Raw genomic sequence first — 21,698 nt, forward strand, 5'->3', positions numbered from 1 at the left:
TTCGATATTTTAATGGTTTAAAAGAAACCAACTTTATTGCCTTGAAGTTCCTGTGCAAGGTTATAAGCCTGATGGTCTGAAAATTTAGAGATAATATCCAATACTTGCATGATGTTTTCATAATGCAACGGCCCAAAATGTGCCCCCGAACGGTGAAGAATGGACATCAGTCGTTGTTCTTTAAAACTCAAAGTTTTATTTGGCGTAGTTAGAGGAATAAAGGCATCTAAAATATTTTGTAGACTTTGATGCGCAATAATCTCTAAGCCGGCTTTTTGTGGATGTTCAAAAATTTTATCGCGGGCTAATTCTTTTGCTCGGTTAATTCCACGCTCAATATCTTCACTGCAATATTGCAATAAACTGCCTTTAAGTTGACCTGACAAAATTTCATGATGATGGCGGGCGAAGGCTGTCGTGACTTCTTCGACTAGACGTTTCATCACTCGACCACGTAATGCGGCAATTTTTTGTTGCCAAGTGGTATCAGTCATCGCCAATTCGGCAGGTATGCCATAGTCACCGACCAGATCAAGGAAAATTGGCTCAACTTCGTTATAGTTCAACATGTTGAGGATAATGCCATCTTCAAGGTCAATTAAGGCATAACAAATGTCATCTGCGGCTTCAAGCAAATAGGTCAACGGATGACGACAGTAGTGATATTCGCCCAGTTGAATTAAACCGAGTTGTTCTGCAATTTGCTGCAAGATTTCTTTTTCTGCTTGATAACAACCAAACTTTGCTCGTTGGCTCGCAGGTTTATTGCCTTGCGATGCAATGGTTTTTGAAAGCCAGGGGTATTTTAAATATGCACCTAAAGTTGCATAGGTTAAACGCATACCCCCATCATTCGGGTGATAGTCAATTTTCGTCAGTAGGCGTAAACCTTGGGCATTGCCTTCAAACTGTCTCACATCGGCTTCTTCTTCAGGGCTTAAGTCCTGTAAAAAGTTGGTGTGTGATGCATCATCAAACCATTCTCGAATAGCATATTCACCTGCATGGCCAAAAGGTGGATTACCAATATCGTGTGCCAAGCACGCAGCTTGAATAATTGCACCGACATCGGCAGGTGAAATCCACATCGGGAGTTCATCTTTAATTTTTTCAGCCGCGAGCATCCCCAATGAACGTCCAATACAAGACACTTCTAAAGAGTGAGTCAGGCGAGTATGAATGCCATCATGTTGGGTGAGGGGATGGACTTGGGTCTTGCGGTTTAATTGTCGGAAGCTTTGCGAAAAAATAATGCGGTCGTAGTCTTTGTGGAAGGGGCTACGTGCCTGTTCAGAACTATGTTTATTACTACCAATACGAACTGTAGAAAGCAGTTCAAGCCAACGCATTTGAGTCATTTATCATTATTCAATTATTACTTGAATTGAATAATGCCAAACTTAGCAGAAAAGCACTAGTGTGGGGCGACACAACTTGTCTTAAAAGATGTATGAGTGATTTGCCTTAATGAAATGCAAAACAAAACAGAAATTTAAAAATGGGCTGTTAGTATAGATGGGCAAATTTTACCTTTTATCCCATTTTTTAATTTTCAATGAGAATAATTTAAATGTATAGAAAGCAATTTCTTCCTACTTTGACTGCACTAAGTTTGGGCGTGACATTTTTTTGTCAGGTTGTACAAGTTTCAATACAGAAAAAAATATAACGAAAGTGCAGCCAAACCAAAATGTTGCTGCATCAGAAAATAGCATGATGCATCATTTAGAAACATTTGAAGAAATTGCGGAACAAAATGGTGGCAATCGTGCAGTAGGTACAGCAGGTGGATTGGCTTCTGCACAATATATTCTTGAACAAGCCAAGAAAGCAGGCTTGCACGCGCAAATGTTGCCATTTGAAAATCGAGAAAAGACCGTTGGGCAAAATATTGTGATTGAGATTGAAGGGCAATTCAAAGATACCGCTGTGATTGTCGGCGCGCACTATGATTCGGTGAAAATGGGGCCTGGGATTAATGATAATGCTTCAGGCGTTGCAGTATTGTTAGCATTATTACAAGACTATGCGAAGCAAAAGGTAAAACCTAAACACACACTATATCTTGCCTTTTGGGATTCGGAAGAGGTTGGTATTGCAGGTTCACAAGCTTTTGTGAAATCACTCAGTGAGAAACAGCTTCAAGGCATTCAAGCCTATATCAATGTTGATATGGTGGGAACAAAGAATCCGAATATCATGATTGCCGATGGTGACCATTCATCAATTGCAGAAATGGCGGCACAGTTTAAAGCCAATGGACTTATACAAAGTGATTATCAGCCAATCTTAGACAGCATGAGTCAATTACCTAAGCACCCGCAGGATGCTGCATTAGAACAAAGTATGCGTCAATATTTTAAAACCAATAATATGCAGATTAAAGATGATGTAACGACTTTAACAGCAAGCGATACTTTGCCATTTTTAGGGAAAGTTCCCGTTACTTCACTAATTTTATTTAATGAGCAAATGAAAGGTGATGAACTCGAATTTGCACCGTGCTATCACAAGGCTTGCGATACGATTGATGGTGTAGATGTAAACTCACTGAACTTAGCCCTCAATGTAATTCAACATCTATTGTCAGATTTGAATAAATAAAATGTTTCAATTTCAAATGTGAAATGATTTTAGTCTTTTATGAATTTCAGGTTTAAATCTCACACATTTAGACCTGAAAATCATTTTCAAATATGGTTTTAAAGCTTGATTAAAAAGTGAGTTGTTGTTGAAAAATAAAACATTTTTATAGTTTGAATATTATTCTTAGGATGAAATGAAAAAATCAGATAATTTTGTGTTAATCTGTGCGACTAAATTCAATTTTATTATTTAAAAATAAAAGCATTATTGCCTAAACTTCCCGATATAAGCACTACAATTTCACTTTCACATCTAGCTGATTTAACTAATACACAGTAGAATATGCGCTCTCTCAAGTCACATTGTGGCATGGTCTTTTCGATCATCCCGTGGAGCCAAAATCAGCATGTTTATCGTTGCCGGTGCACCTGCACATTCTTCATTTAAGAAAACTCAACTATTATCACGTTTAACGTCAATTAGTTCTGTTCAATCAATTGAAAGTCAATGGGTTTACCTTTTTGACCAAGCGCTCAACGAGCAACAACAGCAATCCGCTTTACAGCTTCTCAACGATGGTCAATCTTTTGAATTGCACCAAGCAGCAAGTGACGAAGTCCAAATTTTAGTGACGCCACGTGTTGGAACCATCTCTCCGTGGTCGTCTAAGGCAACAGACATTTTTGCCAACTGTAATACACCGGTTCATCGCCTTGAACGCGGTGTTTTGTTTACTTTGAAGGGTGTGAATGCTGTTTCTGATGAAGTAAAACTAGCATTACATGATCGCATGACTGAAAGCGTTTTCAATGCTATTGAAGATGCTGCGGCACTTTTCTCTGAAACTGAACCAAAGCCTTTAAACTCAATTGATATTTTGGGTCAAGGTAAAGAAGCGTTGGTGAAAGCTAACTCTGAATTTGGTTTTGCGCTTTCTGATGAAGAAATCGATTATTTAACCGATGCATTCACAAAAATGGGTCGCAACCCGCATGACATCGAATTGATGATGTTTGCTCAAGCAAACTCTGAACACTGCCGTCATAAAATCTTTGGTTCAGAATGGACAATTGATGGTGAAGTTCAACCATTGTCATTGTTCCAAATGATTAAAAACACCTATAAAGAATCACCTACAGATGTATTGTCGGCATATAAAGACAACGCTTCTGTAATTGTGGGTTTTGACACACAGCGTTTTTATCCAAAACTAGATGCTGAAACAGGTCACCACGTTTATAAATACAAGAGTCAAGCCGCTCACATCTTGATGAAAGTGGAAACACATAACCATCCGACAGCGATTGCACCATTTGCTGGTGCAGCAACAGGTTCGGGCGGTGAAATCCGTGACGAAGGCGCAACAGGTCGTGGTGGTAAGCCAAAAGCAGGTTTAACAGGTTTCACTGTTTCTAACTTGAACATTCCGGGTTTTGAACAGCCATGGGAAGAAAACTACGGCAAACCATCTCGTATGGCATCTCCACTTCAAATTATGATTGAAGGCCCATTGGGTGGTGCAGCGTTTAACAATGAATTTGGTCGTCCTGCGTTAAATGGTTACTTCCGTACATTTGAACAAAATGTCAATGGTGATGTAAAAGGCTTCCATAAGCCAATTATGATTGCCGGTGGTTACGGTAACATCCGTCCTGACCATGTAGAAAAAGATGCGATTCAACCAGGCGATTTACTGATCGTACTAGGTGGTCCTGCAATGCTGATTGGTTTAGGCGGCGGTGCTGCGTCTTCTGTAGACAGCGGTAAGTTAGGTGAAAACCTAGATTTCGCATCTGTACAGCGTGAAAACCCAGAAATGGAACGCCGTTGCCAAGAAGTGATTGATGCATGCTGGCGCATGGAAGATCATAACCCAATCGTGTCTGTACATGACGTGGGTGCGGGCGGTATTTCAAATGCAATGCCTGAACTTGTGAACGATCATGAGTTAGGTGCAATCCTTGATCTTCGTAAAATTCCATCACTGGAAAAAGGCATGTCTCCGATGGAGATTTGGTCGAACGAAGCACAAGAGCGTTATGTATTGGCAATTCGTCCAAGCTCTTTAGAATTGTTTGAATCACTGTGTGCACGTGAACGCTGCCCATTCGCCGTACTTGGTGAAGCAACTGAAGCACGTCAATTGACAGTAAACGATCCATTGTTTGAAAACAAAGCTGTGGATATGCCTATGCAAGTGATGCTTGGTGGTACACCGCGTATGAGCCGTTCATATGAAACCATTGAACGTAAAGGCGATGATTTCACTGCTGAAACTGTCACAGATTTGAAAGATGCGATTTACCGCGTTCTTAAAAATCCAACAGTTGCATCTAAATCGTTCTTGATCACCATTGGTGACCGTTCGATTACAGGTATGGTTGCACGAGATCAGTTCGTCGGTAAGTGGCAAGTGCCTGTAGCGGATGCTGCGGTAACAACAACTAGCCTTGTCGGTTATACAGGTGAAGCAATGGCAATGGGTGAGCGTCCACCAGTTGCGTTGTTGAATCCTGCTGCTTCTGCACGTTTATCTGTAGCAGAATCGATTTCAAACATTATGTCTGCAAAAATCGACCAGATCAGTGACATTAAATTGTCTGCAAACTGGATGGCTGCTGCAGGTCAACAAGGTGAAGATCAAGCGCTATTCGAAGGTGTTAAAGCCATCGGTATGGAAATGTGTCCTGCACTAGGTATCGCAATTCCAGTAGGTAAAGACTCATTGTCTATGCGTACCACTTGGAATGACGAAGGCGAAGACAAATCTGTCACTTCACCAATGTCAGGCGTGATCACAGCATTTGCACCTGTGACGGATGTTCGCAAAACATTGACACCTGAACTTAAAAATATCGAGTCTGTACTGGTACGTATTGATTTGTCTAAAGGTCAATTCCGTCTAGGCGGTTCGATCCTTGCTCAGGTTTATAAAGCAATTGGTTCTGTAACACCTGACGTAGACAGCTTCGATGACTTCAAAGCATTCTTTGCATTGGTTCAAGACTGGAACAACCGTGGTCTAATCAAGGCTTACCATGACATCGGTGATGGTGGTCTATTGGCAACTGTTGCAGAAATGATGTTTGCTTCACGCTTAGGTGCAGCACTTGAAGATCAATCGACTGCAAGCTTGTTTGCAGAAGAAATTGGTGCAGTGCTTCAAATCAGCAAAGCGGATTGGGCTGCATTAGAAGCTGAAGTTGCAGCGTCTTCATTGCGCGATGCAATTGCAGTGGTAGGTACTGTAAACGATACAGATACTTTAACTGTAAATGGTTTGAGCTTAGACCGTGCTGAATTACAGCAAGCATGGACTGAAGTGTCACATCAAATCCAACGTCTGCGTGACAACGTAGAAACTGCGGATCAAGAATATGCGTTAATCGCGGACAAATCACATGCAGGTTTAATTGCAAAACCAACATTTGATTTGAACGAGCCAATCGAAGCACCGTACATCAATGAACGCCGTCCAAACATGGTGATTCTGCGTGAACAAGGTGTAAACGGTCATGTAGAAATGGCTGCTGCATTCGATAAAGTCGGCTTCAACACTGTAGATGTACACATGAGCGACTTGCTTGCTGGCCGTATCAGTCTTGATGACTTTGAAGGTTTAGTCGCGTGTGGCGGTTTCTCTTACGGTGACGTATTGGGCGCAGGCGGCGGTTGGGCTAAATCTGTATTGTTCAATCCTAAACTTCGTGACCAATTTGAGAAATTCTTCAACCGTGATGAAACTTTCTCTCTAGGTATTTGTAACGGCTGTCAAATGCTGTCTCAGCTTGCACCATTAATTCCGGGTGCAGAAGCTTGGCCTCGTTTCCACCGCAATACTTCAGAGATGTTTGAAGCACGTGCTGTCAACGTACGCGTTGAAAAATCGAACTCTGTATTGTTAGAAGGTATGGAAGGTTCGATTCTTCCTATCGCTGTAGCACATGGTGAAGGCCGTGTGGTTGCTAGCGCGGAAAACATTGCAGCACTCAATGCAGGCGATCAAGTGATCTTGCGTTATGTAGATAGTCAAGGCAACCCAACGCAGCATTACCCAATGAACCCGAATGGTTCGCCAGAAGCGATTTCAGGTGTAACGTCTAAAGACGGTCGTGCAACGATTATGATGCCGCACCCTGAACGTAACTTCCGTGCGATTCAGCATTCTTGGAAACCTGAAGATTGGGATCAAGATGGTGCATGGTTACGTATGTTCCGTAATGCACGTAAATTTATTGGTTAATCTTAGATAGATGAATTATAGAAAAGAGCCGCCTTCGGGTGGCTTTTTTTATGGTTAAAATTTACCAAAAGATATATTAATTATTGTGAATGCTTGTTTTTACACATATAATCGCTTTCGATTTTTAACCACCTGCGGGTGGTTTTTTGTTGGTTTTAAATTTTTATTTCTCCCACTGAACTTGGTTTAGATTTTGCTTTTATATTTGTGGAAACATGCTAGTGTGTAATTTTTGCGCAATAACTATGCAAGATTAAAGACTAGCAAGATAAAAGAAAGATGGATAACTAAACGAGTTCAGTATCAACACTCATGATGAGGTGATGACATGATTAAAACAGCGGAATATTCGGCAGTTGATAAGTCTGCGCTGCGTAGAAAGGGCTGGAAGCTTTTTGGTGCAGTCGTGTGTTTGCAGTTGGTGTTTTTAGTTTTGGGTTATGTTTTACAGATGTAATATTTGAACAATTGAAACCGCCGTGAGGCGGTTTTTTATGTAAACTAATGCATAATTAAAAAACTGCAAAAATTAATAATGAGCTTTAAACAATTTGTATTATTAAAAGATATAAAAATATTTTTACTTTTAGGCTTTATGTTTCCGTCAACATTGTTAAGTGGGTGCTTTCCTATTTTAAAAACGAAGCATCCGAAAATTAATATAACTGTTATCAATGATCAAAATGAAAAGTTGGACGATGCAGAAGTATTTTTAAATCTTACAACATGGCAAGGCAAGTCTTTTACTGAATCTACATTAAAAAAAACACAGGACGGAATTGCTACATTTTCTGCAGAGAAAAGTTTGCAATTTATTCATATATTTCCAGCAAAATATAGTTGGTCGATTTGCGTTTATAAAAATGGATATAGTCAAAATAGTTTTGTGCCAAAAAGTTCAAATAATCGAACACAAAATTTAGTATTGTTGTTAGATAAAGCTGAAATAGGTGTAGAAAAAAAACAACATTGTTGGAAAGAAAAATCCTAAAATATTGAATTAATAAAACCACCCGAAGGTGATTTTTTTGATTAAACAGCCAATTGAATCTGTTTTAACACCGCCTTCAACGTATTTTCATAATCAAAAGCAGCATTAGTACTGTCTTGGTATCGCCAAGCGACATAACCATCTGGACGAACTAAGACAGCGCCTGATTCATGAATTTCAGATTTCGCATTCCACGTACCATAAACGTCACGGTATTCACGTGAACCAATTTGAATCACATCTAAATAAGGTAGATTCAACGATTCAGCAGCAGTTTTCCAACCTTTGCCTGAAAGACCTGTCAGTAGGGTGAAACGACCATGCCCTGTAATATCTAACGTTGATTGCTTATCGCCTTTGGCATCAATAATCCAAGTATGTGGAACTTTAGCCCCCGGAAGTGTGGTTGCTTGCAAGTAAAGCTGTTGATCTTTGGCAAAGATCTCAGGCTCAGATTCAGCAATCATGGCATTGGATGTATAACGCTGATTTAGTTCTACACCTTGCGCGTTAAACTCAAAGTTTTTAATTTCTAAAGCATGGAACAGTTTTTGACGAATTTCAGCACCTTGCTCATTTTCAGCGAAGATTCGTTCCAACATTTGTTTTTGCGTCGTCACACCTTGTTCAAAGCCGAAAACATCTTTCAGGTATTTATAGTCAAAGCTAGATTGATTGGCACGCGCCACGATTTGCTTGCCAACAGGCGCACGCTCTAATGTATAAGAATCAAGTAGAGCAGGAGCAGCCCAACCTTTAATTGCATACGCCAATTTCCAACCGAGGTTAAAGGCATCTTGCATACAGGTATTTGAACCTAAGCCACTTGATGGTGGATGACGATGCACAGCATCACCGCCGCAGAATACACGACCTTTTGAATATTCGGTTGCCCATGTTTGGTTCACATACCAATAAGACAATTTTTGAATCTCGACATTTTCAATTTCAGCACCGACAAAGGTATTAAGTCGAGCACGAACTTGTTCTTCGGTGACTTGTGGTTCGCCTTTGGAAATATCAAAGCCCCAACCCATGATCCATTCATTCCAAGGTGTAATGGCACGGAGTAAGCCCATACCCAGATCACCAAAGCTCGCTTCTGGGTTAACAATCCATTGCAAAATAGCAGGGCGGTTTTTCACATATTGTGAAAGATCTGCTTTAAACGTGACATAGACTGTACCTGCGCGAGACATCACCCCTTCCAGGGGTAAATCAAGCTGTTCAAGGACTTTGGATTTTGCCCCATCCATACCGACCAAATATTTGGCACGTAAGCTGAATTCAGTATTTGTAATACGATTTAAAAAGGTTGCTGTTACACCATGCTCATCTTGCATATGGGACAAATATTCAGTATTAAAATTATAAATTGCACCACGTTCAGCCGCATTTTTTACCAACAAAGCTTCCATTTTCGGCTGAATGAGATCGACTAATGGACAGGGGCTACCTTTAATATAATCGCCATGACGTTCATCGCCCGTGCCCCAAGCACTCATGCGGGCAATTTCTTCACCGACAAGACTTGTGGTGATGAGGCTTTCACCCATTTGTTCCCAAGGTGTGGCAATGTCGAGAACTTGTTCTTCGATACCTAAGTCACGTAACACTTCCATCGCACGTTGGTTGGTAATATGGGCACGCGGACTATTGGCTAACCAATTAAATTGGGTAAAAAGCTGAACCTGAATGCCGTAATTTGCCAAGGCCAAACCTAAAGTAGAACCCGCAGGCCCTGTGCCAATAATCAGAACATCGGTATCGAATTGCTGTGTCATACAAAACTCCATGTGTATGTGAAGCGCAAACTTTGAATAGTCCGCAGTCTAGGCAAATGATTTTCCGAGTAGAATGGATATTCATATAAACTATAGATCTATTGGTATTTTGACTGCATGACACAGGTGATGTAGTGAGTGTGTGGAGTGAAGCGAATGGAATTACGACATTTACGTTATTTTGTGACGGTGGCGAAAGAACAGAGTTTCACTAAGGCAGCGGAAAAACTATTTACAGCACAACCATCGCTCAGTCAGCAAATTAAAGACTTAGAGCAGGAGGTTGGGGTGCAATTATTCGAACGTTCTGCCCGAAAAGTCTTACTGACCGATGAGGGGCAGGCTTTTCTGAAATATGCAGAGCAAGCACTAGAAAATGCCAAACAAGCTATAGCAGCAGCTCGCCACGTGGCGCAAGCCAAAAATAATCAAATACATATTGGCTTTTTAAATGTCGCAGAATTGAAAATTATGCCGAGTATTTTGGCGCAATTAAAACAACATATCCCAGATTTAAACATACATTTACATAGCTTGACGTGTACAGAGCAGATTCAAAAACTTAAAAATACTGAATTGGATATTAGCTTTACTCGTTATCACTTAAGTCATGACGACTTTACCAATATTCAGGTTTTAAGTGAGCAGATCTATCTAGTCGGTGCAGCGCATCTGCATCCATCAGATCGAATCTTAAAACTTCAAGAATTAAAAAATCACACCATTATTATGTGTGAGCAAAATGCTTCTCCTGTGTTTTACGATACCTTAAATGCCTTGATTCCTTTTGATCAGCATCAACATGATCATATGCTGTGGGTAACAAATGTCATGCAGCATTTAAATTTGATTAATATGGGCATGGGCCTGAGTTTTGTGCCCGAATATTTACTCAAATTTTTAAATGATTCGGTCAAAGTCATTCAAACAGATGTGGAATTACCGAAACTAGGTTTATATGCAACCTATCCGAATGCATCGAATAATGTGGCATTGAAAATGATTTACAGTGCTTTAAATAATGTAACTGCACAATAGCGTCTGGAATAACCAATGTTAAAACTGATTTATTATGTACCTGAGTCTCACCTAGAGTCGACTAAACTGGCCGTATTTGAAGCAGGAGCAGGCGGTATAGGCAACTATGAACACTGCGCTTGGCAAGTACTTGGAACAGGGCAGTTTAAACCTGTAAAAGGTGCAAATCCATTTATTGGTGAGCTAGATACTTTGGAGCAAATTCCAGAATGGCGAGTGGAAACGATAGTGCCTGAAGAAAAGGCAAGTGCGGTAGCGAGGGCTTTAAAAGCAAGTCATCCTTATGAAGAGCCGGCATTTGAGTTTATTCAAATGGTGGATATTCAATTTTAATGATGCTTTTAAATTTTTAAGTTATAGAAAAAAGTAGATACACGAAGGGTGACATGGATGTCACCCGTTAGACAGAGATTCAAGGATGAATCTTCTGTCTAACAAGGGATTTTGGTTACTTTGATCCTTCAAAGTAACGTAATACCTACGCGTTATAAACTAAAGTCACGTAGCTAATTGAGGTTGTGAGTATTCAATTGAAAGCAAGTTAAACCTTCTGAATAAATAAATCACGGTCAAAACGATACTGCGGGAAGAATACACCATCTTTAGCACGTTCACCTGCACCAATCACCATCACTGGGTATTGCTGGGCATTTAATCTTAAAATCTTCTTCACCAAAGGTTCATCAAAACCTTCCATCATACAACTGTCAAAACCATAGGCACGTAAAGCCAAAACTAAGTTTTCACAAGCCAATGCTGTGGTTTTGCTCACCCAAAGTTTTGCATCTGCTTCATTAAAAGCTGTTACAGGCAATTGTTTATCCAGTGTACGTGCAACTTTGAAAGCAACTTTCTTAAAGTTACCTAGGGCGTTGAAGTAACCAGTTTTATAGTTATAAGGAATAAACTTGTAATACTTCTGTACCGCTGCAGGTGCTTCAGGAAATGGAAATTCCGAAATATTCCGTTTTGCCATTTCATCTACATGGTCGGTACGCGCGACACAGACGATCAATTCCGCAGCGGTTTTCGCTGCCAATTGCCCTAAGCAAGCTTTCACCAACTGTTTTTTCTTTGTAGGGTTTTGAACGACATAGAATGTCCATGGTTGTAAATTCGATGAATTCGGTGCAAGCAAGGCGAGGTCTAAGCATTCATCTAAAACGTCGTTTGGAATGGCCTTGTCGGTAAACTTACGTACAGAACGACGGCTTTGTACAACTTTTTTAAAATTCTCGATATCGATGCCTTCAGGCGCAGGCTCGTAGTAGCGTTTCTTTTCAGGTTTAGTTTCAGTTTGTGATACTGCAGTCATGTGGAAACATCCAGTTTTTTAATTTAGAAAATAGATTGGGGCTGAGATGAAAAAAACCACCCAAATATGAGTGGTTTTTTAGTTCCATTAAAACATTAATTGAACTGAGAGAAGTCAGGTTTGCGTTTTTGCATAAAGGCGGCAACAGCTTCCATCATTTCTGGAGAGCCTACTCGATCCATGAAAATTTCAGCTTCATGGTCAATCCATGCCACGATTTCATCTACATTATGTTTCATTAATGCTTTTGATTGAACCAAAGATGCTAGTGGAAGTGCAGATAACTGTGCTGCTTTTTTCGCAGCTGTCGCATAAGCATCTTCTTCAATGCTATTGACCAAATTTGCTGAAAGCGCTGTCGCACTATCAAACTTCTGAGCAGTTAACAGTAATTCCGCCGCTTTATGGTAGCCGGCTTGTTGAACCAATAGCTTGCTCGATGCACCTTCAGGCGATAGACCAAGGCTCACAAACGGAATTTGGAATAGGGCAGTATTGTCGCTGTAGACAAGATCGCAATGAAGCAGAATCGTAACACCAATCCCAATGGCAACACCGCGAACCGCAGCAATCAGCGGCTTAGAAAATTGAGCAGCAGATTTTAACAAAATAAAAGGTGCGCCTTCTGAAGCTGGAGCTTGTCCTTTTTGAGCAGCAGATTTCATAAAATCTTGCATGTCATTGCCCGCACTGAAGTCTGCATCTTGACCACGGAGTACTACTACACGCACTGAAGTATCTTGATCAGCTTCATCTAATGCTTTTGCAATCCACAGATATAATTCTGTATACAGCGCGTTCTTCGCCTGAGGTCGGTTAATGGCTAAGGTCAGTACGCCATTGTCCAAATTCGCATTCAAATGTTCATGGGGTTGTTGAATACAGCTCAGTGTCATCGTACTATCCTTGCGTAAAAGTTTCGTTTTGATTTTATGCTCGACATTATGTCGCATATTTCAGCCTGTGGCACAACTGCTCAGTTCATAAAAAGTTTGATTTGATATGAAATATACATTTGATTATTTGGTTTTCATTGGGCGTTTTCAGCCGTTCCATTTAGCGCATTTGCAAACCATTAAAATTGCCTTACAACAAAGTCAATATGTGCTTTTAGCACTGGGTTCGGCGCAAAATGAACGTAATATCAAAAATCCATTTTTGGCTGTAGAGCGTGAGCAGATGATCTTGTCGAATTTTTCAGAGCAAGATCAGAAGCGAATCAAGTTTGTGCATGTGATTGATGTATATAACGATGAAAAATGGCAAAAGTTAGTCAAATCTTTGGTAGATGATGTAGTTGAAACGAATGTAAAAGTCGGTTTGATCGGGCATTTTAAAGATGATTCTTCTTATTATTTAAAATTCTTCCCCGAGTGGGAAATGGTTGAGCTGGATAGTCTAGAAGGGGCGATTTCTGCGACACCAGTACGTGAAGCGTATTTTCGTGGTGAAATTGAAAGAGATGCCTTTCCTCAAGGTACCGTCGATTTTTTGCAAAAATTTCAACAGACAGACATTTATAAACAACTTCAACACAAATTTATGACTCAGGATAAAACAAATCTGCTATAAAAAAAACGCTAAATTTCTAGCACCACAATGGAGTAAAAAAATAAACATTGTAGTGATTTTAGGCTGTGTTTTATTCAGGAGAAAAACATGAATTTGCGTCACGGAACGTTAGCAAAATATATGGGAGCCTTCGCTTTATGCTGCGTATTGCCCCTACATGCTGCTGAGTGGACGCTAACGCCTAATAGTCAGGTCACATTTGGCATTAAATCTGTGGGGCTGTCTATTGTAGAAGGCCGCTTTAATAAGGTTCAATCGAACCTAAAATTTGATCCTGAAATTCCGCATAAAGGTTCAGCGCATTTAGTGTTAGATGTGGATAGCATCAGTTTTAGTAACCCAAGCTTGAAAGGATTAATCTTGGGGAGCGAATATTTTGATGCTGCTGAATTTAAGCACGTGAAGTTTTTCAGTAAACAAATTGAACCAGTCGCTTATGCCAAGTATATGATTCGAGGGGATCTCACCATTCGTGGCATCACTAAACCTGTGATCTTTGATACCACACTTGCCCCTAGTCCACAAAATCCAAAAGTGTTGGATGTTCAATCTTTAGCAACCATTAAACGTAGTGATTTTGGTATGCGTAAAGCACTTGGTGGTGTAGGGGAGCAAGTATTAATACAACTCAAAGGCCAATGGCGGATTGAATAACCCTATTTTGCTGGCTTCAACACATATGATCTTTGGTGTGTTGTAGCATAAAAGCAGTTATTTTCTGTAATTGAATTGATTGTTGGTTCCAATGATGCCAATACAAGGCTAAATCAATACTGAGTTCTGTTGAAAGCTCTATCAATTTTCCCGCTGCTAATAAGTCTTTGCTTTGATAGTCGGGTAACCATCCATAGCCCAAGCCCATCGTAATGGCATCAAAAAATGCAGTTGAAGAGGGAATGAAATGATGCGGATATTGTGAAGGATTGAGCCCGAAATTTTTCTGAATCGATTGCGTATGCAGGTCATCCTTCTCATTAAAAATCAGTGCAGGCGCAGCCCTTAACGCATTTCGCGTCACACCTTGACCGAACCATCTTTGGATAAAATCAGGGGTTGCTACAAAGCGATAATGCATTTCCCCTAGATATTCTGCAATGCAGCCTTTCATGGCTTCCGATTCTGTTGTGACACAGGCATTGACTAGTCCTGCTTCTAATAAATGATGTGTTTGTGACTGATCATCGACCTGAAAATGAATCACGATTTTTTCTTCAATTAAGAGATCTTTGAGTAGCGGAAGCAGCCATGTCGCAAGTGAGTCAGCATTGGTTGCAATATTGACTTGATAGAAAGCATTCGCCGTTTGTCCTGTTAGATTTTGCAGAAAATTATGTTCTAGTAATTTGCTGTGTTGTAGATAATGCAATAAAGATTGGCCTGCGAGTGTTGGGCGGCAGGGTCGTTCACGTACAATGAGCACATGACCTAATTTCTTTTCTAAGGTTTGCAGCCTGAGCGTGACCGCAGATGCCGTAATGTTTAAACGCAGTGCTGCTTGTTCAAAGCTTCCTGTTTCAGCAACCGCAAGAAAAGCTTCACTATGTTTGCTTTGTAACATGAGTCACCTATAAGCATTAGAAATTTTATAAACTAAGAAAAACTCAGTTATATTGATATTTATTTATAAATACTTATTTTTAGCAATAAGCTTAGATAATAGCAACATTCATTTAAAGCTTTGAAAGTGTAGTCAAAAATGTTGCACAGTTATATGCAAGGGCTCGCAGTTGGATTTAGCCTAATTATCGCGATTGGTGCGCAAAATGCGTTTATTCTCAAGCAAGGGTTAAAAAAGCAGTATGTCTTTTGGCTTTGCGCTATTTGTGCTGCTTCTGATTCGATACTCATCTTACTAGGTGTGCTCGGATTCTCTCAATTGGTTGAAAGTCATCCGGAAATTGTGAGTGGAGCGAAATATTTGGGCGCAACGTTTTTAGCAGTTTATGGAGCACAGCATTTTCTGCAAGCCTTTAAAACTTCGAGCAGTTTAGCGCCCAGTGAGAAGAATGAAACAAAATTATTGAAGTTGGTACTGATTTGCTTGGCTTTAACATGGTTAAATCCACATGTATATCTCGATACGGTTGTGCTGATTGGGTCTATTTCCACGAAGTTTGAATCGACAGCAGTATATTTTGCGATTGGGGCAATTACAGCTTCATGGGTATTTTTCTTTGTCCTCGGATTTGGCGCGCGCTATTTATTACCGCTCTTCCAAAGTGCAAAGGCATGGAAAGTTTTAGACTTTATTATTGGCGTTGTGATGTGGGGAATTGCAATTTCATTATTGCTCTAGTTATATGTCCTCATTAAATTTGAGCCCATTCCTAAAGGAGCAGGCTCAAATCATTACTTTTATGCTGCTTGTAATGCTTTTAAATCTTCTAAGACTTGTTCTGCATGGCCTGCAGCTTTGACTTTACGATATTCTTTTACCAGCTTGCCATGATGGAAAATAAAGGTTGAGCGTTCGATGCCCATGACCTTTTTGCCATACATATTTTTTTCTTTAATTACATCAAAATGCTGACATAGCACTTCTTCTTTATCACTGATTAAATCAATGCTTAGATTTTGCTTTTCAGTGAAGTTTTGATGGGCTTTAACCGAGTCACGAGAAATGCCGTAGATTGGTGTATTAAGCGCATCAAACTGATCTTTTAAGCATGAAAACCCTATAGCTTGCGTTGTGCATCCCGGTGTTGAATCTTTAGGGTAGAAGTAAACAATCAGCCAGTCATTGTTGAGTTCTGCAAGGTTGACTTCACCTGAGGTGGTTGGGAAGGTTTGATTTGGTAAGCTAATTTCAGTCATGAAGATTTCCTTTTTCATGTCTTATCCCTAAACGGGCTTAAACAAAGTATGTGAAATATGACCATCATACAGAATTTACTTTGAACTTAAAGCAATAAAAAAGCCTGCATTTGCAGGCTTTTTTGAGGCGAAAAATTATTTTTTCGCTTGAGCAGATTTCATTGCTTCTTCAGTTAAGGTTTTTAATTTACCTGTTAACTGAGGACCGAAACATGCTTGAAGGTCTTTATTTTGTTTTTGAACAAAAGCGAGTGTTGCAGGGCTTTTCTTCTGGTTGATTGTGCTTTGGATTTCCCATTTTTGAGCATTGGTTAAACGACCATCTGCTTCAACAGCACAAGTACAGTATTTGCTAACTTCAGCGGCAGTTAGTTTTTTACCTTTGCCAGTTTCTTCTTTACAAACATTAATTAACGAAGATTTTACGTTAGTGCTCTTATATGCTTGTTGAAGCTTGTCGTTGTCAGCGTGTGCAACTGAAGCAAACAATGCAGCCGCAGAGAAAGCAGCAGAAAGAATAATGTTTGATTTTAAATTTTTCATAAACCCTACCTTGTTATTTCGGTATGTAACGTGTCGGATCTTCAACACCTGCGTCAACGAAACCTTGTTTACGAAGACGGCAGCTATCGCATTTACCGCAAGCACGACCTTGGTCATCTGCTTGATAGCAAGACACCGTTTGACTGTAGTCTACGCCATGTTCTATACCTAAGCGAATGATATTTGCTTTGGATAAATGTAACAGAGGTGTTTCAAATTTAAGTGGTTTTCCTTCAACGCCAACCTTTGTTGCAAGGCGAGCCATGTTGGCAAATGCTTCGATAAACTCTGGACGACAGTCTGGATAGCCTGAGTAATCAACTGCATTAATACCAATGACAATCGCTTCTGCACCAAAAACTTCCGCCGCAGCTAAAGCATATGACAAGAAAATCGTGTTACGCGCTGGTACATAAGTTACAGGAATACCGGCTTGTTCATGATCAGGAACTTCAATGCTATGGTCAGTTAACGCAGAGCCACCTAAGTTACCTAAATCGATATTAATGACACGATGTTCTACACCAGCCTGCTCAGTTAACTCACGAGCAGCATCCAGTTCTGTCGTAGAACGTTGACCATACATAAAACTTAAGGCAATACATTCATAACGTGCTTGAGCCCAAGCTAAACAAGTGGTTGAGTCTAAGCCGCCAGACAATAAAACTATGGCACGAGGGCGCATATGCATTACTCCAAATAATTCTTTAAAACTTAACGACCAGTTTCATCGTTCCAAAGCAATTTATGTAATTGCAATTGGAAGCGAACAGGGAGATGGTCTTCTAAAATCCATTGTGCTAAATCACGTGCAAGCTGAGGCAAACGAACAGCACCTTTTTCAACGGCAAAGGCCGGAGAGAACCAAATGGTGCTAACTTTTTCGTTTAGTTTATAGCGCTCAACTTGCTGTTTTGACCATTCATAGTCTTCACGATTACAAATCACAAATTTGATTTGATCATGCGCTGTTAAATGGTCGAAGTTGCTAAGCAAGTTTCGTGCAACTTCACCCGATGTCGGGGTTTTTAAATCCATAACCTTTGAAACACGTGGGTCAACTTTAGACACATCTAAAGCACCACTGGTTTCTAAAGAGACTTCGCAGCCTAAATCGGCCAGACGAGTCATGAGGGGAAGGGCGTTCGGTTGAGCAAGCGGCTCACCACCCGTCACGCAAATATAAGGGGTTTTAAAATCTAAAGTGGTTTGAATAATTTCTTCTAATGATTGGCGTTCACCACCTTCAAACGAATAGGTCGTATCACAATAAGTGCAACGTAACGGACAGCCCGTCAAGCGGATAAAGACCGTAGGCAAACCTGCGGTATTGGCTTCACCTTGCAATGAATAAAAAATCTCCGTAATACGTAAACCCGCAGACGGATCAGAAACAGGAATAGCGGAAGATCGAAGGGTACTCATAACAAAATTAACCAGATATAAAAAAACAAAAAATCTCTACGATCATTGCTAACCGTAGAGACGAGGAGCGATAGAAGCTCCACGGAACACGAATGCTCCGCTGAAATAAAGACTTAGTCTTCGCGTAATAATTCGTTCAAGCTTGTTTTCGCACGAGTTTTCGCGTCAACTTTTTTCACGATTACAGCAGCGTATAGGCTGTATTTACCACATTTAGACGGCAAGCTGCCAGAAACAACAACAGAACCCGCAGGAACACGACCGTAATGGATTTCGCCAGTTTCACGGTCATAAATCTTAGTCGATTGACCAATGAATACGCCCATTGAAATCACAGAACCTTCTTCTACGATCACACCTTCAACGATTTCAGAACGCGCGCCGATAAAGCAGTTGTCTTCAATGATTGTTGGATTCGCTTGAAGTGGTTCAAGAACGCCACCAATACCAACGCCACCAGATAAGTGAACGTTTTTACCAATTTGAGCACATGAACCAACAGTTGCCCATGTATCAACCATCGTACCTTCGTCAACATATGCACCAATATTGACATATGAAGGCATCAATACAACATTTTTTGCTTGGAAAGAACCTTTACGTGCTACAGCAGGTGGTACTACACGTACACCAGCAGCTTTAAATTGTTCTTCAGTCCAGTCAGAGAACTTAGTGTCAACTTTGTCATAGAAGCGTAAGTCACAAGCTTCCATTGGTTTGTTGTCGTTCAATTTGAATGAAAGCAAAACGGCTTTTTTCACCCATTGATGAACAATCCATTCACCATCAATTTTTTCAGCAACACGTAATGTACCGTTATCTAGGCCAGCGATTACTTCTTCTACTGCTGCACGTACTTCAGCAGGACAGTCAGCTGCAGTGAAATTAGCACGGTCTTCAAACGCTTGTTCAATGATTGTTGAAAGCTGAGACATGTTCTTCCATCCAGAAAAAAATTTTCAAAGATTTTACACTAAATCGAGTCAAAAATAGATGGTAAATCGGCCTAGGATCGGAATTAATTATTAAGCAAGCGCTAAAAACAAGAAACTAAGGGTGATGGATGTAGCACTTTTATAAAATTTGTATAAAAAATACGCAAAATATACAGAATTGTTTTAAAGCATCATTATTATGTTTAAAAAATTCAAACAAAAACTCTTTATTAATCAATATTAAAATCTAAATGTATCAAAAGTTAACAAAAAATCAGTAAATTTGCATAAATGTTGAGCTGTGTTTCCTTTTAACATGTGCCATATAACAAGACTGTAGAAATCTGAATAACAGTTTATTTTGAGGAGAAACTCATGAAATCATTACGTTTATTAACAGTAGCTGCTCTACTTACTGCTGCAGGTACTGCAATGGCAGATACCTCTGTAGTTCATGATGGCTATGCATTTGATCAAAACCAACTTATCCCAACTGGCGCTCGTCTAGAAGTGGGTACGACTGGTTATGGTGGTGCGTTACTTTGGACTGCGAACCCATACGTCGGCCTTGCTTTAGGTTATAACGGTGGTGATATTTCATGGTCAGATGACTTATCTGTAGATGGCGTAAAATACGACATGGATATGGATAACAAAGTTGGTTACTTAAATGCAGAAGTACGTCCTTGGGGTGCAAGTGCTAATCCATGGGCTCAAGGGCTTTATGTTGCTGCGGGTGTAGGTTATATCGACACTGAATATGGTTTGAAATCTACAGCGAAAAGCGGTGAAATCGAAATCGATGGTAAAGAAACTTCTTTCGATCGTCTAAACGGTAAAGTGTCTTACGATAACGATATCGCACCATACCTAGGTCTTGGTTTTGCACCAAAATTGAATAAAAACTGGGGCGTATTTGGTGAAGTAGGTGCTTATTACACTGGTAACCCAACTGCAAAATTAACGGCTGTTGGTGGTACTCCTGCTGACCGCGAATTACTTGCTGACCATGAACGTAGCATCGAACAAGATGACAAATACGAATGGCTTCCAGTAGGTAAAGTAGGTGTGAGCTACCATTGGTAAGTTCTTACTGAAATAAAAAAACGAGCTTCGGCTCGTTTTTTTATTTTTAGAATGCGTTTAAAATCTGTGACCAAATTTCAAACCATAGATCATGGCATCATTGTCTGAGACACTGGCAAGACCTGAAATATGCGATGTTTCTGTATTCGATGGTTTTGAGAGCTTCATATAATACAGGCCAGTCGCTAGAAAATTTTTCGGGTTAAATTTGTGCATCACACCTAAGCCTAAACCTCGATAGCCATCACTCGGGTTTAAGGTAGACGCTGCATTTCCTGTCCCGTTATCCCAAATAAATTCTGCAGCGGCCAGCCAACTTGGATTCAATTGATGTGCAATACCCAATTTACCTGACCATTGATCTTTTTGATATTCCACCAATTGGATATCCGCTAAATCACGGTATTGTGGATCGAGTGCTGCGTATTGAAGCACGGCATTAAACTGCGGTGGCTGAATGTTGAAATCTTTCCAATTAATCCACCGAACTGTGCCATATACAACATTGTATGGGCTAATGGCTGTTTGAAATTCAAAATTGACGCTTTGTGGCGTTTGAATGGATGTATGGATGTCAGGGACTAACTGAAAAGGACCATTTGAATACAAAGTCGATTCAGATGTTTTATTGTCATGTTTGATTTTTGAACGATAGGTTAGGCTGGTTTTAAGTGCGTATTCAGGAATTTGATAACTGAAACCGAGCAGCCAGCCGATCGCTTCATCTTGTTTTAAATAAACATGATAGCCATTGAGAGCAGCATATTGTTGCCCAGAAATTTTTAAATCACCTTTAAATGTTTGTAGGCTTAAACCGCTATAAATATTCCAACTATTATTGGGTTGATAGCCTACCAGTCCAGTTAGGTTATGCGTTCTAAAGTTAATATCGGCGCTTTCAATATCGATATTTGAGCTATCTGGTAAGCGAGGACTATATTGATAATTGATATCAGTATGAAAAGGTTGTTCATAAATCACCCCCGCAGAAATATTTTCATGCGGTTGAATTTTAAGTGCAAATTTCCCAGAAAATTGTTGATGGGCGAGATTCCCTGTAGAAAAATCAGTGATGCCCAATTCACTAATTAAGCCTTGATTCAGAACTTTACCGTCAACTTGAGCATCGACATAAGCGAAACTGACTTCAGTATAATTTCCGGGTTCAAGAAAGGCCGAGATCGATTGATCTGAGTTTTCTATCCCTGCTGCATACATGATTTGTATGGGGCAGACGATACCGACTGCCACTGCGACGAATTGATTTTTCATAAAGTCCTGGCTTATGGGTCGGAAGTAATGAAGTTTTAATTTTTATTGTGTTGGATGTATTTTAATCACAATTAAAAATAAAGCCAAGAAAACC

The 21,698-nt window shown here is 40.1% G+C and carries 21 protein-coding genes; 10 read left to right on the forward strand and 11 right to left on the reverse strand.

Annotated features, from left to right (window positions below; genetic code table 11):
* Nucleotides 1-17: 17 nt before the first annotated feature.
* Nucleotides 18-1,358 (reverse strand): deoxyguanosinetriphosphate triphosphohydrolase, encoded by a 1,341-nt coding sequence (locus tag FTU05_RS03945; protein WP_180009963.1) that lies wholly within the window; start codon nt 1,356-1,358, stop codon nt 18-20.
* A 355-nt stretch (nt 1,359-1,713) separates the two neighbouring features.
* Here FTU05_RS03945 and FTU05_RS03950 point away from each other — a divergent pair, with 355 nt between their 5' ends.
* The 4 genes from FTU05_RS03950 to FTU05_RS03960 all read left to right on the forward strand — a co-directional run bounded on the left by FTU05_RS03950 (nt 1,714) and on the right by FTU05_RS03960 (nt 7,820).
* Nucleotides 1,714-2,604: a M20/M25/M40 family metallo-hydrolase gene (locus FTU05_RS03950; protein ID WP_180164264.1), complete on the forward strand. Its 891-nt coding sequence runs from the start codon at nt 1,714-1,716 to the stop codon at nt 2,602-2,604.
* A 388-nt stretch (nt 2,605-2,992) separates the two neighbouring features.
* The gene (gene purL, locus FTU05_RS03955; RefSeq protein ID WP_180164266.1) at nt 2,993-6,829 is read left to right on the forward strand and encodes a phosphoribosylformylglycinamidine synthase; all 3,837 of its coding nucleotides are present in this window, start codon (nt 2,993-2,995) and stop codon (nt 6,827-6,829) included.
* Between the two features lie 328 nt (nt 6,830-7,157).
* Nucleotides 7,158-7,286: a KGW motif small protein gene (locus tag FTU05_RS17855; RefSeq protein WP_257230079.1), complete on the forward strand. Its 129-nt coding sequence runs from the start codon at nt 7,158-7,160 to the stop codon at nt 7,284-7,286.
* A 78-nt stretch (nt 7,287-7,364) separates the two neighbouring features.
* Nucleotides 7,365-7,820, forward strand: coding sequence for a hypothetical protein (locus FTU05_RS03960; protein WP_180023331.1), 456 nt, complete (start codon nt 7,365-7,367; stop codon nt 7,818-7,820).
* A 41-nt stretch (nt 7,821-7,861) separates the two neighbouring features.
* On the opposite strand, the gene FTU05_RS03965 is transcribed toward FTU05_RS03960, so the two are convergent.
* Nucleotides 7,862-9,604 (reverse strand): FAD-dependent monooxygenase, encoded by a 1,743-nt coding sequence (locus FTU05_RS03965; protein WP_180164268.1) that lies wholly within the window; start codon nt 9,602-9,604, stop codon nt 7,862-7,864.
* Between the two features lie 156 nt (nt 9,605-9,760).
* On the opposite strand from FTU05_RS03965, the gene FTU05_RS03970 reads away from it, so the two are divergent.
* The gene (locus tag FTU05_RS03970) at nt 9,761-10,642 is read left to right on the forward strand and encodes a LysR family transcriptional regulator (RefSeq protein WP_180164270.1); all 882 of its coding nucleotides are present in this window, start codon (nt 9,761-9,763) and stop codon (nt 10,640-10,642) included.
* Between the two features lie 15 nt (nt 10,643-10,657).
* Nucleotides 10,658-10,975 (forward strand): YqfO family protein, encoded by a 318-nt coding sequence (locus FTU05_RS03975; protein ID WP_180164272.1) that lies wholly within the window; start codon nt 10,658-10,660, stop codon nt 10,973-10,975.
* Nucleotides 10,976-11,183: 208 nt separating this feature from the next.
* Here the strand turns inward: FTU05_RS03975 and FTU05_RS03980 are convergent, their stop codons facing one another.
* Both FTU05_RS03980 and FTU05_RS03985 read right to left on the reverse strand, forming a co-directional pair.
* Nucleotides 11,184-11,957 (reverse strand): nitroreductase family protein, encoded by a 774-nt coding sequence (locus FTU05_RS03980; RefSeq protein ID WP_180164274.1) that lies wholly within the window; start codon nt 11,955-11,957, stop codon nt 11,184-11,186.
* A 95-nt stretch (nt 11,958-12,052) separates the two neighbouring features.
* Nucleotides 12,053-12,853 carry an enoyl-CoA hydratase-related protein gene (locus tag FTU05_RS03985; protein ID WP_078192396.1) on the reverse strand — a complete coding sequence of 267 codons (801 nt, stop codon included), beginning with the start codon at nt 12,851-12,853 and terminating at the stop codon, nt 12,053-12,055.
* Between the two features lie 106 nt (nt 12,854-12,959).
* Between FTU05_RS03985 and FTU05_RS03990 the strand changes: the two genes are divergently transcribed.
* Together FTU05_RS03990 and FTU05_RS03995 are read left to right on the forward strand one after the other, a co-directional pair.
* Nucleotides 12,960-13,529, forward strand: a complete 570-nt coding sequence (locus FTU05_RS03990; protein WP_180164276.1) for a nicotinate-nicotinamide nucleotide adenylyltransferase — start codon at nt 12,960-12,962, stop codon at nt 13,527-13,529.
* 87 nt (nt 13,530-13,616) lie between these two features.
* Nucleotides 13,617-14,183 (forward strand): YceI family protein, encoded by a 567-nt coding sequence (locus FTU05_RS03995; RefSeq protein ID WP_180164278.1) that lies wholly within the window; start codon nt 13,617-13,619, stop codon nt 14,181-14,183.
* Between the two features lie 16 nt (nt 14,184-14,199).
* On the opposite strand, the gene FTU05_RS04000 is transcribed toward FTU05_RS03995, so the two are convergent.
* Complete coding sequence (locus FTU05_RS04000) at nt 14,200-15,087, reverse strand: LysR family transcriptional regulator ArgP (protein ID WP_180164279.1); 888 nt, start codon at nt 15,085-15,087, stop codon at nt 14,200-14,202.
* Nucleotides 15,088-15,225: 138 nt separating this feature from the next.
* On the opposite strand from FTU05_RS04000, the gene FTU05_RS04005 reads away from it, so the two are divergent.
* Nucleotides 15,226-15,825 (forward strand): LysE/ArgO family amino acid transporter, encoded by a 600-nt coding sequence (locus FTU05_RS04005; protein WP_168378045.1) that lies wholly within the window; start codon nt 15,226-15,228, stop codon nt 15,823-15,825.
* A 59-nt stretch (nt 15,826-15,884) separates the two neighbouring features.
* Here the strand turns inward: FTU05_RS04005 and FTU05_RS04010 are convergent, their stop codons facing one another.
* The 5 genes from FTU05_RS04010 to dapD form a co-directional block, all read right to left on the reverse strand.
* Entirely contained in the window at nt 15,885-16,343 is a 459-nt protein-coding gene (locus FTU05_RS04010) for a peroxiredoxin (RefSeq protein ID WP_111883962.1), read from the reverse strand.
* A gap of 135 nt (nt 16,344-16,478) precedes the next feature.
* Nucleotides 16,479-16,886, reverse strand: a complete 408-nt coding sequence (locus FTU05_RS04015) for a hypothetical protein (RefSeq protein WP_078190350.1) — start codon at nt 16,884-16,886, stop codon at nt 16,479-16,481.
* A 13-nt stretch (nt 16,887-16,899) separates the two neighbouring features.
* Nucleotides 16,900-17,571 (reverse strand): 7-cyano-7-deazaguanine synthase QueC, encoded by a 672-nt coding sequence (queC, locus tag FTU05_RS04020; RefSeq protein ID WP_180022497.1) that lies wholly within the window; start codon nt 17,569-17,571, stop codon nt 16,900-16,902.
* Between the two features lie 29 nt (nt 17,572-17,600).
* On the reverse strand, nt 17,601-18,311 hold the full coding sequence (queE, locus tag FTU05_RS04025) for a 7-carboxy-7-deazaguanine synthase QueE (RefSeq protein WP_180111169.1): 711 nt from the start codon (nt 18,309-18,311) through the stop codon (nt 17,601-17,603).
* 113 nt (nt 18,312-18,424) lie between these two features.
* Nucleotides 18,425-19,246, reverse strand: coding sequence for a 2,3,4,5-tetrahydropyridine-2,6-dicarboxylate N-succinyltransferase (gene dapD / locus FTU05_RS04030; RefSeq protein WP_078190347.1), 822 nt, complete (start codon nt 19,244-19,246; stop codon nt 18,425-18,427).
* 375 nt (nt 19,247-19,621) lie between these two features.
* Between dapD and carO the strand changes: the two genes are divergently transcribed.
* The gene (gene carO, locus FTU05_RS04035) at nt 19,622-20,332 is read left to right on the forward strand and encodes an ornithine uptake porin CarO (protein ID WP_180164281.1); all 711 of its coding nucleotides are present in this window, start codon (nt 19,622-19,624) and stop codon (nt 20,330-20,332) included.
* Nucleotides 20,333-20,389: 57 nt separating this feature from the next.
* Here the strand turns inward: carO and FTU05_RS04040 are convergent, their stop codons facing one another.
* Nucleotides 20,390-21,604 carry an OmpP1/FadL family transporter gene (locus FTU05_RS04040; RefSeq protein ID WP_257230080.1) on the reverse strand — a complete coding sequence of 405 codons (1,215 nt, stop codon included), beginning with the start codon at nt 21,602-21,604 and terminating at the stop codon, nt 20,390-20,392.
* Between the last annotated feature and the right edge of the window lie 94 nt (nt 21,605-21,698).

The sequence above is a fragment of the Acinetobacter sp. YH12049 genome (assembly GCF_013419875.1).
GTDB classification, from domain to species: Bacteria; Pseudomonadota; Gammaproteobacteria; order Pseudomonadales; family Moraxellaceae; genus Acinetobacter; species Acinetobacter amyesii.

Bases quoted from the DNA above. Each gene is read 5' to 3' on its own strand.
- FTU05_RS04005 (WP_168378045.1), top strand. From the start codon at position 15,226: ATGTTGCACAGTTATATGCAAGGGCTCGCAGTTGGATTTAGCCTAATT.
- purL (WP_180164266.1), top strand. From the start codon at position 2,993: ATGTTTATCGTTGCCGGTGCACCTGCACATTCTTCATTTAAGAAAACT.
- queE (WP_180111169.1), bottom strand. From the start codon at position 18,311: ATGAGTACCCTTCGATCTTCCGCTATTCCTGTTTCTGATCCGTCTGCG.
- FTU05_RS04040 (WP_257230080.1), bottom strand. From the start codon at position 21,604: ATGAAAAATCAATTCGTCGCAGTGGCAGTCGGTATCGTCTGCCCCATA.
- queC (WP_180022497.1), bottom strand. From the start codon at position 17,571: ATGCGCCCTCGTGCCATAGTTTTATTGTCTGGCGGCTTAGACTCAACC.
- FTU05_RS03985 (WP_078192396.1), bottom strand. From the start codon at position 12,853: ATGACACTGAGCTGTATTCAACAACCCCATGAACATTTGAATGCGAAT.
- FTU05_RS03950 (WP_180164264.1), top strand. From the start codon at position 1,714: ATGATGCATCATTTAGAAACATTTGAAGAAATTGCGGAACAAAATGGT.
- FTU05_RS04015 (WP_078190350.1), bottom strand. From the start codon at position 16,886: ATGAAAAATTTAAAATCAAACATTATTCTTTCTGCTGCTTTCTCTGCG.
- dapD (WP_078190347.1), bottom strand. From the start codon at position 19,246: ATGTCTCAGCTTTCAACAATCATTGAACAAGCGTTTGAAGACCGTGCT.
- FTU05_RS03965 (WP_180164268.1), bottom strand. From the start codon at position 9,604: ATGACACAGCAATTCGATACCGATGTTCTGATTATTGGCACAGGGCCT.
- FTU05_RS03990 (WP_180164276.1), top strand. From the start codon at position 12,960: ATGAAATATACATTTGATTATTTGGTTTTCATTGGGCGTTTTCAGCCG.
- FTU05_RS04000 (WP_180164279.1), bottom strand. From the start codon at position 15,087: ATGTTACAAAGCAAACATAGTGAAGCTTTTCTTGCGGTTGCTGAAACA.
- FTU05_RS04010 (WP_111883962.1), bottom strand. From the start codon at position 16,343: ATGACTGAAATTAGCTTACCAAATCAAACCTTCCCAACCACCTCAGGT.
- FTU05_RS03980 (WP_180164274.1), bottom strand. From the start codon at position 11,957: ATGACTGCAGTATCACAAACTGAAACTAAACCTGAAAAGAAACGCTAC.
- FTU05_RS17855 (WP_257230079.1), top strand. From the start codon at position 7,158: ATGATTAAAACAGCGGAATATTCGGCAGTTGATAAGTCTGCGCTGCGT.
- FTU05_RS03975 (WP_180164272.1), top strand. From the start codon at position 10,658: ATGTTAAAACTGATTTATTATGTACCTGAGTCTCACCTAGAGTCGACT.
- FTU05_RS03995 (WP_180164278.1), top strand. From the start codon at position 13,617: ATGAATTTGCGTCACGGAACGTTAGCAAAATATATGGGAGCCTTCGCT.
- FTU05_RS03945 (WP_180009963.1), bottom strand. From the start codon at position 1,358: ATGACTCAAATGCGTTGGCTTGAACTGCTTTCTACAGTTCGTATTGGT.
- carO (WP_180164281.1), top strand. From the start codon at position 19,622: ATGAAATCATTACGTTTATTAACAGTAGCTGCTCTACTTACTGCTGCA.
- FTU05_RS03960 (WP_180023331.1), top strand. From the start codon at position 7,365: ATGAGCTTTAAACAATTTGTATTATTAAAAGATATAAAAATATTTTTA.
- FTU05_RS03970 (WP_180164270.1), top strand. From the start codon at position 9,761: ATGGAATTACGACATTTACGTTATTTTGTGACGGTGGCGAAAGAACAG.